At 74.2% G+C, this 12,049-nt stretch carries 15 protein-coding genes and 1 pseudogene; 12 read left to right on the top strand and 4 right to left on the bottom strand.

The features are described 5' to 3' along the window. Nucleotides 1-83: 83 nt before the first annotated feature. The gene (locus ACLF3M_RS19270; RefSeq protein ID WP_430658596.1) at nucleotides 84-590 is read right to left on the bottom strand and encodes a Fur family transcriptional regulator; all 507 of its coding nucleotides are present in this window, start codon (nucleotides 588-590) and stop codon (nucleotides 84-86) included. A 90-nt stretch (nucleotides 591-680) separates the two neighbouring features. Here ACLF3M_RS19270 and hisI point away from each other — a divergent pair, with 90 nt between their 5' ends. The 9 genes and pseudogenes from hisI to ACLF3M_RS19225 all read left to right on the top strand — a co-directional run bounded on the left by hisI (nucleotide 681) and on the right by ACLF3M_RS19225 (nucleotide 5,624). Next, on the top strand, nucleotides 681-1,109 hold the full coding sequence (hisI, locus tag ACLF3M_RS19265; protein WP_430658595.1) for a phosphoribosyl-AMP cyclohydrolase: 429 nt from the start codon (nucleotides 681-683) through the stop codon (nucleotides 1,107-1,109). 135 nt (nucleotides 1,110-1,244) lie between these two features. Continuing rightward, a complete protein-coding gene (locus ACLF3M_RS19260; RefSeq protein WP_430658594.1) occupies nucleotides 1,245-1,892 on the top strand; it encodes a GOLPH3/VPS74 family protein in 648 nt (215 codons plus the stop codon). 15 nt (nucleotides 1,893-1,907) lie between these two features. Further along, a complete protein-coding gene (locus ACLF3M_RS19255) occupies nucleotides 1,908-2,240 on the top strand; it encodes an STAS domain-containing protein (RefSeq protein ID WP_430658593.1) in 333 nt (110 codons plus the stop codon). Between the two features lie 90 nt (nucleotides 2,241-2,330). Beyond that, nucleotides 2,331-2,930 (top strand): GNAT family N-acetyltransferase, encoded by a 600-nt coding sequence (locus ACLF3M_RS19250; RefSeq protein WP_430658592.1) that lies wholly within the window; start codon nucleotides 2,331-2,333, stop codon nucleotides 2,928-2,930. Then, nucleotides 2,930-3,820 carry a carbon-nitrogen hydrolase family protein gene (locus ACLF3M_RS19245; protein ID WP_430658738.1) on the top strand — a complete coding sequence of 297 codons (891 nt, stop codon included), beginning with the start codon at nucleotides 2,930-2,932 and terminating at the stop codon, nucleotides 3,818-3,820. Before ACLF3M_RS19250 ends, ACLF3M_RS19245 begins: the two co-directional genes overlap by 1 nt. Next, entirely contained in the window at nucleotides 3,817-4,962 is a 1,146-nt protein-coding gene (gene lpxB / locus ACLF3M_RS19240; protein ID WP_430658591.1) for a lipid-A-disaccharide synthase, read from the top strand. Before ACLF3M_RS19245 ends, lpxB begins: the two co-directional genes overlap by 4 nt. Further along, the gene (locus tag ACLF3M_RS19235) at nucleotides 4,959-5,093 is read left to right on the top strand and encodes a hypothetical protein (RefSeq protein WP_430658590.1); all 135 of its coding nucleotides are present in this window, start codon (nucleotides 4,959-4,961) and stop codon (nucleotides 5,091-5,093) included. The genes lpxB and ACLF3M_RS19235 overlap by 4 nt, the downstream gene beginning before the upstream one ends. Next, nucleotides 5,066-5,227: pseudogene (locus tag ACLF3M_RS19230) on the top strand (lipid A-modifier LpxR family protein); the annotation flags it as partial. The gene ACLF3M_RS19235 and the pseudogene ACLF3M_RS19230, both read left to right, overlap by 28 nt. Continuing rightward, nucleotides 5,214-5,624: a lipid A-modifier LpxR family protein gene (locus tag ACLF3M_RS19225; RefSeq protein ID WP_430658589.1), complete on the top strand. Its 411-nt coding sequence runs from the start codon at nucleotides 5,214-5,216 to the stop codon at nucleotides 5,622-5,624. The pseudogene ACLF3M_RS19230 and the gene ACLF3M_RS19225, both read left to right, overlap by 14 nt. Before the next feature lie 9 nt (nucleotides 5,625-5,633). Here ACLF3M_RS19225 and ACLF3M_RS19220 read toward each other — a convergent pair whose 3' ends face one another. Further along, nucleotides 5,634-6,815, bottom strand: a complete 1,182-nt coding sequence (locus tag ACLF3M_RS19220) for an MFS transporter (protein WP_430658588.1) — start codon at nucleotides 6,813-6,815, stop codon at nucleotides 5,634-5,636. A gap of 80 nt (nucleotides 6,816-6,895) precedes the next feature. Next, a complete protein-coding gene (locus ACLF3M_RS19215) occupies nucleotides 6,896-8,083 on the bottom strand; it encodes an MFS transporter (RefSeq protein ID WP_430658587.1) in 1,188 nt (395 codons plus the stop codon). A 143-nt stretch (nucleotides 8,084-8,226) separates the two neighbouring features. On the opposite strand from ACLF3M_RS19215, the gene ACLF3M_RS19210 reads away from it, so the two are divergent. Both ACLF3M_RS19210 and ACLF3M_RS19205 read left to right on the top strand, forming a co-directional pair. Then, nucleotides 8,227-8,916 carry an ArsR/SmtB family transcription factor gene (locus ACLF3M_RS19210; protein WP_430658586.1) on the top strand — a complete coding sequence of 230 codons (690 nt, stop codon included), beginning with the start codon at nucleotides 8,227-8,229 and terminating at the stop codon, nucleotides 8,914-8,916. A gap of 50 nt (nucleotides 8,917-8,966) precedes the next feature. Further along, nucleotides 8,967-9,281, top strand: coding sequence for a hypothetical protein (locus ACLF3M_RS19205; protein ID WP_430658585.1), 315 nt, complete (start codon nucleotides 8,967-8,969; stop codon nucleotides 9,279-9,281). 18 nt (nucleotides 9,282-9,299) lie between these two features. Here ACLF3M_RS19205 and ACLF3M_RS19200 read toward each other — a convergent pair whose 3' ends face one another. Next, a complete protein-coding gene (locus ACLF3M_RS19200) occupies nucleotides 9,300-10,589 on the bottom strand; it encodes a response regulator transcription factor (RefSeq protein WP_430658584.1) in 1,290 nt (429 codons plus the stop codon). Between the two features lie 199 nt (nucleotides 10,590-10,788). Here ACLF3M_RS19200 and ACLF3M_RS19195 point away from each other — a divergent pair. Then, the coding region (locus tag ACLF3M_RS19195; RefSeq protein ID WP_430658583.1) for a calcium-binding protein at nucleotides 10,789-12,049 on the top strand (1,261 nt) is incomplete at its 3' end.

Below are 12,049 nucleotides of genomic sequence, written 5' to 3'. Positions count from 1 at the left end.
CGACAATAACGTCGCGGTTGTAGATTCACGGCTTCTCGCGCGTTCGTGATCGCGATTGGTCGCGCGCGGTGCGACGCGGCCCGTCAGCCGTGACGATGTGCCGGAATCTGCCGGCCTTCCGCACGGCACTCCGCGCAGAGTCCCTCCACCTCCACGGTGCTGCGCAGCAGCTGGAACCCGGCGCCGCCGGCAGCGGCTGCCACTGCGGCGGATACCGACTCGTCGCAGATCTCCGCCGTCGCCCCGCATCCCCCGCAAATCAGGAACTGATGGGGGTGATCATGGCCATGCCCGCAATGCGCGTGCGGGTCGGGCCCGGCGCAGGGGACGAAGGCGTTCAGCCGCTCCACCCGGTGGATCAGCCCCTGGTCGAGCAGGAAGTCGAGCGCCCGGTAGACCGTGGGCGGCGCCGCGCCGGGCCGGTCGGCCCGCAGGCGGTCCAGCAGCGCATAGGCCCCGATCGGCGCGCGGGCGGCGAGCACCAGGCGCAGCACCTGACGGCGCAGCGCCGTCAGCTGCGCCCCGCGCGCCCCGCACGCCTCCGCCGCCCGGTCGAGCGCCGCCTCGACCCCCTGATCCGCCGTCGCCATGGTGCTGTCCCGGACCGCCGTCCCGCCGGCCCCCTTCCGTCGCGGGGCCGTCCCGCCGATATGGTGCCGCGCCGCAGCGGAAGTCCAGAGATGACCACCGACACCACCGCCGACCCCATCCAGCCCCCCGCTGGCCGCGCCTTGTTCCTGGACGCGGTCCGCTTCGACCGCGACGGGCTCGTCGCCTGCATCGCCCAGCAGCACGACAGCGGCGAGGTGCTGATGATGGCGTGGATGAACCGCGCCGCGGTCGCGGAGACGCTGGCCACGGGCCGCGTCTGCTACTGGTCGCGCTCCCGCCATGCGCTCTGGCGCAAGGGGGAGACCTCGGGCCAGGTGCAGCGCCTGGTGGATCTGCGCCTGGATTGCGACGGCGACACGCTGCTGGCGCTGGTGGACCAGAAGGGCGTCGCCTGCCACACCGGCCGGCGCAACTGCTTCTTTCGCGCGCTGCGCGACGGCGAGCTCGCGGAGCTGGCGGCCCCCGAGGTCGATCCGGCGACGCTCTACGGGAGCTGACCGGCAACCCCCTCCCCCGTGTACGGGGAAGGGATGGGGTGGGGGAAACACGGTCGCGGCCGCGCTCCCTTTCGTTGACACCCCGACACCCCCGCGCGACGCTCCGGTCCCTGCCCGGACCGGAGGCGATCGTCCATGAAGCTCTCGATGTCGGAGGAGCTTCTGCTGCTCATGCTCGACGACGAGCGCGGCGTGCTCCGCGAAGGCGCGGGCCTGGCCGGCGACTATGCCCTCTCCGGCGCCCTGCTGGCGGAACTCGCGCTCGCCGGGCGGATCGACAGCGACCCCGCGAAGGTCTGGGTCGCCAACCCCGCCCCGACGGGTGACGAGTTGCAGGACGAGGTGCTGGCGCGCATCGCCGCCGACGCCTTCGAGCACGACACGCGCTACTGGATCGAGACGCTCGGCACCGACGCCGACGGCTTCCGCGACACGCTGCTGAAGGGCCTGGTCGCCAAGGGCGTGCTGCGGGCGGAAAGCGGCCGCTTCCTCTGGGTCTTCGCGGAACGCCGCTACCCCGCGGTGTCGGGGAAGGAGGAGCGGGAGGTGAAGGCCCGCGTCCTCGGCGTGCTCTTCGACGACGAGATCCCCGATCCCCGCGACAGCCTGCTGATCGGGCTCTGCCGCGCCGCGGGCCTGTTCGCCCTGATCCTCGCGCCGGCCGAGCTCGAGCGCGTGCAGCCGCGCATCGAGCAGGTCTCGAACCTCGAGGAGCTGAACCGCTCGTTGACCGATGCGATCCGGGAGATTTATGCCCGGATCAGCCGCTACGCGCCGATCTAGAAGGACAGGGATGCCATGGAGATCACCGAGACCGCCCTCGGCGCGGCGCGGGTCATCGCGATGAAGGGCCGGCTCGACACCGCAACGGCGCAGGACGCCGAGGCCCGCATCGTGGCCGCGATCGGGGCGGGGCAGCCCGTGGTCGCCGACCTCGCCGGCGTGCACTACGTCTCCTCCGCCGGGCTGCGCGTGCTGCTGAAGGCCGCGAAGGAGGCGAAGGCCGCCGGCCTCGGCTTCGCCCTGGCCGCGCCGCAGGTCTCGGTCAAGGAAGTCCTGGAGGTCAGCGGCTTCGACAAGATCCTGCCGATCCACGCCACCGTGGAGGCCGCGGTGAAGGCCGCGGGCTAGAGAGGGCCAGCCTGGGCGGCGCACCGCCCGCGACGGCCAGTACCGGCGCCCCTTCCCCCGTCGCGGCGCGATCCCTATGCATCTCCCGCGATGTCCGACGCGCCCCTGACCTTCGAGACGCTGGCCGGCGCCGCGCTGCACCCGCTGCTGCCGGACCTCGCGCGGCTGCGCATCGTAGTCTTCCGAGACTGGCCCTACCTCTACGAGGGCGACGAGGCCTATGAGCGCGGCTATCTCCGCGCCTATGCCGACGCGCCGGGGGCGGCCGTCGTGGTCTGCCGCGCCCGCGGGGAGGTGGTGGGGGCGGCGACCTGCGAGCCCATGGTCCAGGGCCACGCCCCGGTGCAGGCGGCCTTTCGGGCCGCGGGGCTCGACCCCGCCGGGTTCTGCTACTTTGGGGAATCCGTGCTGCTGCGGCCGTATCGTGGCCGCGGCGCGGGGGTGCGCTTCTTCGAAGCGCGGGAGGCGCATGCCCGCTCCCTTGGCCTGCGGCGCACCGCCTTCTGCGCCGTGCTGCGCGACCCCGCCGATCCCCGCCGGCCGGCGGGCCATGTCCCGCTCGACGGGTTCTGGCGCAGGCGCGGCTACGCGCCGCGGCCGGACCTGACCGTCGGCTTCTCCTGGAAGGAGGTCGGGGCGACGGAGGAGACGCCGCATCTCCTGTCCTTCTGGCTGAAGGACCTCGCGTGATCCCGCCCGCGACGACGCTGCGCGTCGGGCTCCTGCAGTATCCCGTCGAGAAGCCCGCCGGCATCGCGGCCTGGGGTGCGAAGCTCGACCGCTGGATCGCACGCGCGAAGGACCGCGCCGATCTGCTGGTGCTGCCGGAATATGCCTGCGTCGAGCTCGGCGCCGCGCTCGTCGGACGCGACGGGACGGACGAGGCGACCGAGCTCGCCGCCATGGTCGCGAACGCCGAGGCGATCCTGGCCGAGATGCGAGCGACCGCACGCCGCAACGCCACCTGGCTGCTCGCGGGCACGCTGCCGATGCAGGAAAGCGGGCGCGTGATCGCCCGCGCGCCGCTGATCGCCCCCGACGGGCGCTGCGCCTTCCAGGACAAGCGCACCATGACCCGCTTCGAGGCCGAGCGCTGGGGCATCTACCCCGGCGCGCCGCCGCGCGTCTTCGACACGCCCTGGGGCCGGATCGGCGTCTCGATCTGCTACGACGTGGAGTTCCCGAAGCACGTCCGCGCCCAGGCCGAGGCCGGCGCCTGGCTAATCCTCGCGCCCTCCTGCACCGACAGCGCGCATGGCGCGACGCGGGTACGCGCCTGCGCCGCCGCCCGCGCGATCGAGAACCAGTGCTACGTCGCGACCACGCCGACGGTGGGCCTCGCGCCCTGGTCCGCCGCGCTCGATGTCAATTGCGGGCAGGCCGCGGTCTTCGGCCCCGCCGACCGCGGCTTCCCCTGGGATGGCGTCATCGCCGCCGGCACGCCGGACGCCGCCGAATGGGTCTTCGCGGCCCTCGATCCCGCGCTGATCGAGGCGGTGCGGCAGGACGGTGCGGTGCGCAACTTCCGGGACTGGCCGCGCGCGCCCTTCCCGGTGCCGACGCCCGCGGCGTTCACGTGACCCTGGTGTACATCGTCGCCGGCGAAGCCTCGGGCGACGCGCTCGGCGCGCGGCTCGTCGCGGCGCTGCGCGCGCGAGATCCCGTGCTCACCTTCGCCGGCATCGGCGGCGACCGCCTCGCCGCGCAGGGTGTGCCGAGCCTCTTCCCCTTCCACGAACTCGCCCTGATGGGCCTGGTCGAGGTGCTGCCCAACATCCGCAACCTCGCCCGCCGCCTGGACGAGACGGTCGCCGACATCGCGGCGCGGAGGCCCGCCGTGCTCGTCACCATCGACAGCCCGGGCTTCGCGCTCCGCGTGGCCGCGCGCGTGAAGCCGATGGGCATCCCCGTCGTACACTACGTCGCGCCGCAGATCTGGGCCTGGCGGCCGGGCCGCGTGAGGAAGATCCGCGGATGCGTGGACCGCGTGCTCTGCCTGCTGCCCTTCGAGCCCGTGCTCTTCGACCGCGCCGGCATCCCCGCCACCTTCGTCGGCCATCCCGTGCTGGAATCCGGCGCCGACACCGGCGACGCCGCCCGCTTCCGCGCGGCGCACGGCCTGGCGCCGGCGGAGCGCGTCCTGCTCGTCATGCCGGGAAGCCGCCGCGCGGAGGTCCGGCGCCTGCTGCCGCTTTTCGGCGAGACGCTGCGGCAGCTCGGCGCCCGCATCCCCGCCCTCCGCCCCGTCGTCGCCGTCTCGCCGCTCGTCGCGCCCGCCGTGCGGGACGGCACGCGCGGCTGGCCCGGTGCCCCCATCCTGGTCGAAGGGCCGCAGGCCAAGCACGACGCCTTCGCCGCCGCCGAGGCAGGGCTCATCAAGTCCGGCACGTCGAGCCTCGAGATGGCGGTCGCGGGCGTGCCGCACATCGTGGCCTACAGGGTGAACCCGGTCACCGCCGCCATCGTCGAGGCGATCGCGACGGTGCGCTTCGCCTCGCTGGTGAACCTGCTCGCTGACCGCGCCATCGCGCCCGAATTCCTCCAGCGCTTCGCCGTGCCGGAGCAAATGGCGGAGGCGCTGGCGGGGCTGCTGACCGACCCCGCGGCGGCGGCGGCGCAGCGCGCGGGCATGCGGTCCGTGCTGGACCAGCTGCACCCGCCGGGCATGACGCCGAGCGAGGCCGCGGCGGAAGCGGTGCTGGCGCAGATCGGCGCGGCTTGACGCGGCGTCCCGGCGCCGCGCCCCGCGTCGCAGCGCCGGGCGCCGCGCTTGACCTGCCGCGGCGGCGCGGCGTGGAAGGGCGCATGCGCGCGATCCTGCCCAGCTGCCTCGTCCTGGCCTTCACACGCTGATCTCCTATTCCGCGACCGCCTTCGGCAGCCTCAAGCTGCAGCTCGGCGTCGTCGGTCCCGCCGCGCTCGGCGAGCAGGTGCAGAACAACACCCAGGACGTATTCAACATCGACCGGGCCTATGGCTGGGCGTACCAGATCAAGGACGAGCCCGGCGCGAACCTCGTCGCCAACCGCCAGTGGCGCTTCAACGCGCCGACGGGGGGGGGACGGGATCTCGGTCGGCGTCGTGCCCTCCCTCGCGGCGAGCCTCGGCAATGTCAGCACCTATGCCGGGGCGGGGATCATGCTGCGGCTCGGCAGCGAGCTGGACGCCGATTTCGGCCCGCCGCGGGTCCGCCCGGCCTCGGCCAGATCGGTGTTCTACGAGCCATCGGACCGCTGGGGCTGGTACGGCTTCGTCGGCGTCGAGGGCCGCGCCGTGCTGCGCGACATCCCGCTCGACGGCCCTGGGGCCGGCTGGCCGCGAGCTACACCATCCGCTCCAAGAAATTCACGACGCAACGCGAGGCTGCGCAGTTCGGCTCGCTGAGCCTGGCCGTCAGGTTCTGACGCGCGCGAGCGCCACCGCGGCCGCGGCGAGCTGGCAGGCGACCAGCCCCGCGAAGAACGGCGCCTCGCCGACCTCGCGCAGCAGGCCGAAGGCGGCCGGCGCGAAGGCGTAGGTCGCCTGCCCCGTCGCGACCAGCAGCGCGACGACGCGGCCCACATCGGCTTCCGGAAAATCCTGCTGCGCGATCAGCGGCGGCAGCGTTGTGGCGTTGCCGATGCCGAAGCCGAACACCGCGACCGCCGCCAGCAGCAGCGCGGGGTCCGAGGAGACGGCGAGCAGCGCGACGCCCGCCGCCTGCATCGCCGCGTTCCCCGCGAAGACGCGCCGCCGCGACAGCCCCGGCCGCAGCAGCCAACCCGCCAGCACGCGCCCCGCCACCGCGCAGCCCGTCGCCAGCCCCATCGCGAGCCCCGCCCCCTGCCCGCCCAGCGCCGGCGCCAGCACGGACACGAGATGCGCGACCAGCCCGAGCTGCGCGAAGAGGCAGAGCGCATTCGCCCCCGCCAGCGTCGCGAAGCGGCGGTCGCGCCAGGGCGGGCCGAGCGCGGCCGGCGGGCGCGGCGGCGCGGCGCGCGGCGCCTCGCCATCCGGCGCGAGCCCCATCTGCGCCGGCGTCCGCCCGAGATAGCGCGCGCCGATCGCCGCCAGCGCCAGCACCATCGCAGACCCCAGCAGCGCCGCGGCCGCGGGGAAGCCGAGCCAGGCGATCAGCGCGACCCAGAGCGGGCCGAGCACGACGCCGCCCATGCTCGCGCCGTTGAAGGCCATCCCCAGCGCCATCGGCCGCTTGCGCGCGAACCAGGGCGCCACGATCGCGTTGATCGCCGCCCCGCCGGTGCAGGCCCAGCCCGCCCCCGACAGCAGCGTCGCCGCGAAGAGCTGCCACGGCGCCGCCGCCAGTGCCCAGCCCAACACGCCGAGCGCGGTGGCCACCGCGCCCGCCGTCACCACCCGCGCGATGCCGAAGCGCGCCTGCAGCGCCGGCATCCGCGCCACCACGATGGCGCCCGCGAGGAAATGGCAGGTCACGGCCAGCGAGACGAGCCAGCGTGGCATCCGCCCCTCCAGCGCATGGAGGAAGACGGGCGGGCCGTAGAAGCCGAAGCCCCAGCCGAACAGCGCGACGACGAAGGCGGCGGCGACGACGCGCCAGCCGAAGAAGACGGCCATGCGATCCCTGGCAATTTCCGGGTGGCGATCCTCGCAGCCTGGCGCGGATCGCGCAGCCCGTGCTTCGGCCGCCGCCGAAGTCAGGCGGCCAGCGCGCGGCCGCGCCGCCTCACCGTCAGGAACAGCGTGCCGACCAGCAGCAGGTTGAGCAGCCCCGCGCCGGCGGCATTGGCGAAGCTGACGAGGTAGTCGCCGGTCACGTCGTAGAACCAGCCGCCCTGGAAGCCGCCGAGCCCGTGGCCGAGCCAGGCCCAGCCCAGGATCACCCCCATCAGCGTCGCGCGCCGCCTCGCCGGCGTCAGCGCGCGCGCAGTCACCAGGACGCTCGTCATCACCCCCGCATAGCCGAAGCCGTAGACCGGGGCGAAGACGTAGAAATGCGAGAGCTCGTGGATGCCGGTGAAGGCAAGCACGCCGAGCGTCTGCCAGAGCGAGGCGATCATCCAGGCCGGCATCGGGCCGACGACGTCGGCGAGCTTCCCGAAGGCGATGCGCCCGGCGATCGCGGCGATGAGCATCGCGAACAGCACGCCCGACGCGTCGGGCGCCGCGATGTCGTGCCCCTGGATCAGCGGGACGAGGTGCATCAGCGGCACCGCCATGCAGGTGCAGCACATCAGCACCGCCGCGCTGAGCCATGCCGTGACGAGCAGCGGCGGCAGCGGCGGCGGCGGCTCCACCACCGCGGCGACACCGGGCGCGGGCCGCGGCGGGGCCTGCATCAGCAGCGTCGCCGGCACCATCAGCAGCAGGGAGAGCACGCCCTGCGACAGCAGGGCGCCGCGCCAGCCCACCGCCTCGATCAGGAAGGCGGTGGCGAAGGGCACGCCGCCTTGCCCGACCGCCTGGCCAGCCGAGGCGATGCCGATCGCAAGCCCCGCGCCCGCGGGGAACCAGGCGCCGACGAGCGCGAGCGGCGGCGCGAAGAGCCCCGCGCCGGCGAGCCCCGCGAGGAAGAAGACGAGATAGAACTGCCAGAGCTGGTCGAGCCCGGCCGCCGCCGCCACGCAGGCGCCGACCACCGCCGCCGCCGCCAGCGCCACCGTCGGCGCGCCGAAGCGGTCGGCCAGGCCGCCCATCGCGACCCCGCCGATCGCGAGCCCGACAAGGCCCGCCGAGTTGATCAGCGCGACCGAGCCCCGTGCCCAGCCGAATTCCTGCTCGAGCGGGATGAAGAAGACGGACAGCCCGTTGACGAGCTGCCCCATCGCGACGGCCAGCGTCAGCGCCACCGCGCCGACGACGACCCAGCCATAGCGGGCATCCATGGCGCGTCCCTCCCCCGGGCGCAGCCTCCGGCCAGGCGCCGCCGCCGGGCGGAGTGTAGCCGCCGCGCCGCGCGCGCCTCAACGCATGATGCGCTTCGGCAAGGGCCGAAGCATCGCCGCCCTGGGCGTGGCAGGATCGCGCCATGACGACGAACGCGCTTGCCGCCACCGCCGCCCTGATCGGCGATCCCGCCCGGGCCGCGATGCTTGCCGCGCTGCTCGACGGGCGTGCGCTGTCGGCTGGCGAACTCGCCGCGGCCGCCGGCATCACGCCGCAGACCGCGAGCGCGCATCTCGCCCGCCTGTCCGCGGCCGGCCTGGTCTCGGTCGCGAGGCAGGGGCGCCATCGCTACCACCGCCTGGCCTCGCCCGTCGTGGCGGGGCTGATCGAGGGGCTGCTCGAGCTTTCCGCCGCGCCGCGCCCGGTGGCGACCGGCCCGCGCGACGCCGCGCTGCGCCGCGCCCGGACCTGCTACGACCACTTGGCCGGGCGGCTTGGCGTGGCCATCGCCGATGCGCTGGTGGCGGGGGGCAGGATTGAGCTAGGCGAGGAAGGCGGGGCGGTAACGGAGGCCGGCGCCGCCTGGCTTGCGGGCTTCGGGATCGCGCTCGACCCCGCGCCGGCGCGCGGCCGGGTCTGGTGCCGGCCCTGCCTCGACTGGTCGGAGAGGCGGCCGCATCTCGCGGGAAGGCTGGGCGCGGCGCTCTGCGCGCGCTGCTTCGAACTGGGCTGGGTGCGGCGCAAGGCGACGGGCCGCGCCCTGGAGATCACGCCGGCGGGCTGGCTCGGCCTGCGCGAGCGGCTGGGGATCAAGGAGGCGACGATCGGCTGAAACATCGCGATGCTTGAAGCCGGCACGCCGCTTCCCCTAGCCTTCGTTGCATGAGCGACATCCCCCCGGACCAGGCCCTCGACCAGGCCGCCCTTGCCACCGCGCGTGAGGAGGAGAAGCGCAGGGCCGCGGAATCCGGCCCGCCATCGGATGTCGTGGACGGGGCGCTGGATCTTGCCGATGTAGCGGGCGCGGTCTTCGATCTCGGCAGCCAGGTGCTCGGCGCCTGCCTCGAGGGTGCCAAGGCCGGCGCAGCTGGGTCTGAGGTGGTCGCCTCCGGCGCGCTCGAGGTCGCGAAGGTGGTGGGGGAAGGTGCGGTGTCCGTGGCGGGCGAGGTGCTCTCCTCGCTCGGCGATCTCGGCTGAGGGCGGGGCAACCGCGCGTCACCGGCCGATCAGGTCGCCGAACGCTTCCCGCAGGGTGATCAGCGCCGCGCGACGCGGCCCGTCCGGCGGCTCGATTACCGCGAGCGAGCCCTCGTCCACAGCGACCGAGCGCTCCGAGGGCACCGCCAGGCGCCCCGTCATCGCGGCGTCGTCCGCATCCAGGCCCGCCAGCACCGCGGCCGCCATCCCATGCCATGCATCCAGCGGCCGTTCGCGCAGCCGGACGAGGGCGGCCTCGAAGCCGGCGAAGGCCGGACCGGGCGCGTTTCCCAGGCGAAAGAGGACCAGCCGGGACGCCACCGGCGCTTCCGACGCCGAGGCCACCCGCACCAGCGCCAGCCCATCGAGAAGCGCCGTCGCGCCGCCCCCGGCCCAGACGCCGAACAGGCCAAGCCCCGGCCTTGGCCGGGTCTGGCGCAGCGACACCCAGAGCTGCGGCCCGCTCAGCTGCGCCTCGCCCTCCGCCTCCCAATCGACCGAGCTGCCGACCCGGGCGGCGCCGGTACCCTTTGCGAGCTCCAGCAGCAAGGTGACCCAGGGGCCGCGCCCGCCCTGGGAGAAGAAGCCGAGCCAGAGCCCGGCCAGGCGCGCCGGCAGCCCGTCGGCGGGCGGTGCGGCCGGCTCGGCCTCGCCGATCGCCCGGGCGAATTCGGCCTCCGGCGCGTCCCAGACCGCCAGCGTGAAGCCGGGAAGGCGCGCCGCGATCAGCCCGGTCAGCGCGACCAGGCTCGTCTCCTGCGGCCGCGCGGCGCCGCTGAACCAGCGGGAGACCGCCGACTTGTCGGCCTGCACGGCCTGGGCGATGCGGCCGCGGCTGAGGCTGGCGCGCAGCGCGGCGCGGCGCAGCCGGCCGGCGAGGCCGGCATGCGGCCCCTCCGGCGCGGCGTCCCGTGGTGCCTCGGGCACCGCCAGGGTCTCGCCGCGGCGGCGCAGCTGCGCGCGCAGCCGCGCCAGCAGCTCGCGCAGCTCGACGGGCTTCGCGATGTAGTCGTCGGCCGCCATCTCGAGCCCGACCACGCGATCCGCCAGCCCGCCATCCCCGGTCAGCATCAGGATCGCCGGGCGCGAGGGCGCGGCGCGCAGCCTGGTCGCGATCTGCAGCCCGCTCTCGCCGGGCAGGTTGAGGTCGAGCACCGCCGCGTCCAGCCCCGCGGCGAGCGTCGCGTCGAGCGCGCGCCCATCCGCCAGCGCCGTGACCCGGAAGCCGCGGCCGGCGAGATAGGCCGCGACGGCGTCCCGGAAATCCGGGTCGTCCTCCACGACGGCGATGTGCGGCTGCGGGTCCATGCGGGCGGCGGGTTTCCGACCTTGGCATCCCGCGCCTCGCCGGCGCAACGCCGCGGATTGTTTCATTCATGTCGCAACCCCGGCGCATGGCGGCGCAACCCGCGGCATCCCGGGTCAACTGCCCGGCGCCGCCCGGCCCCGTCACCCTGACGCCATCGCGCCGCCTCCCGCGGCGCCCCGTGCAAGGGAACAGGCTGACATGAGCGGCATCATTAAGAAGCTGACGGAGTACAGCGACTTCTGGAACGCCACCAACAGCGCCACCGCGATCAGCGTGGACGCCCTCGGCGGCAACGACGAGATCTACGGCAGCGTCTTCGGCGACTACATCAATGGCGGCGCGGGCAGCGATACGCTGAAGGGCGGGGGCGGCAACGACACGCTCGACCCCGGCTCCTCCGCCGGCGACATGCTCTATGGCGGAGCCGGCAACGACAAGCTCTACGCCAGCAGCCAGTCCGGCAGCGCCTACCTGCTCGGCGGCACCGGCGACGACACCCACATCATCTACTCCTGGCGCGACGGCGGCGCGACCGGCCAGGCCTGGGAGAACGCGGGCGAAGGCAACGACACCGTCCGCGTCTACGTCGAGGACGGCGCGAGCTACAGCCTCACCATCGGCGATGTCGGCCATATCGAGCACCTGCAGCTCGGCGCCTACACGGCGCCGGTCAGCGGCGGCGCGCTGCTCGGCATCACGCTCAACGGCAACAAGTTCGACAACGAAATCTCGGCCAATGACATCTGGGGCCCGGGCGGCGTGATCTCGATCAATGGCGGCGAGGGCAACGACACCGTCACGGGCAGCGAGGCGAAGGACAGGATCTCGGGCGATGCCGGGAACGACAGCCTGTTCGGCGGCTCGGCCTACGACACGCTGGTCGGCGGCGAGGGCAGCGACATGCTGGATGGCGGCATCGGCGCGGACAGCCTGGTTGGCGGCAACGGCCACGACACCTATGTCGTGGACAGCAACGCCGACGTGGTGGTGGAGGGCAGCAACGCCGGCATCGACACCGTGCGGACGGCGCTGTCGAGCTACACGCTGGGCGCCAATGTCGAGAAGCTTGTCTACACCGGGCCCGGCAGCTTCGCGGGCACCGGCAACGCCGCCGCCAACGGCCTCGCCGGCGCCGGTGGGGCGGACACGCTGAGCGGTGGCTCAGGCCATGACACGCTGACCGGCAATGGCGGGAACGACTCGCTGCTCGGCGGCGTGGGCAATGACGACATGGTCGGGGGCGCCGGGAACGACACCCTGTTCGGGGGCACCGGGAACGACAGCGTCTACGGCAGCGAGGGCGAGGACCGCGTCCTCGGCGAGGGAGGCAACGACTGGGTCATCGGCGGCGGGGGCAACGACTCCGTCGCCGGCGGCGACGGCGCGGACAGCGTCATGGGCGACAGCGGGATGGACACCGTCCAGGGCGGAACCGGGGCGGACCAACTCTGGAGCGGGT

This window comes from Falsiroseomonas sp. HW251, from assembly GCF_050563545.1.
In the GTDB taxonomy this organism is placed as follows: domain Bacteria; phylum Pseudomonadota; class Alphaproteobacteria; order Acetobacterales; family Acetobacteraceae; genus Falsiroseomonas.
The sequence above is the reverse complement of the archived record's forward strand: the minus strand, read 5'-3'. Positions and strand labels throughout refer to the sequence as shown.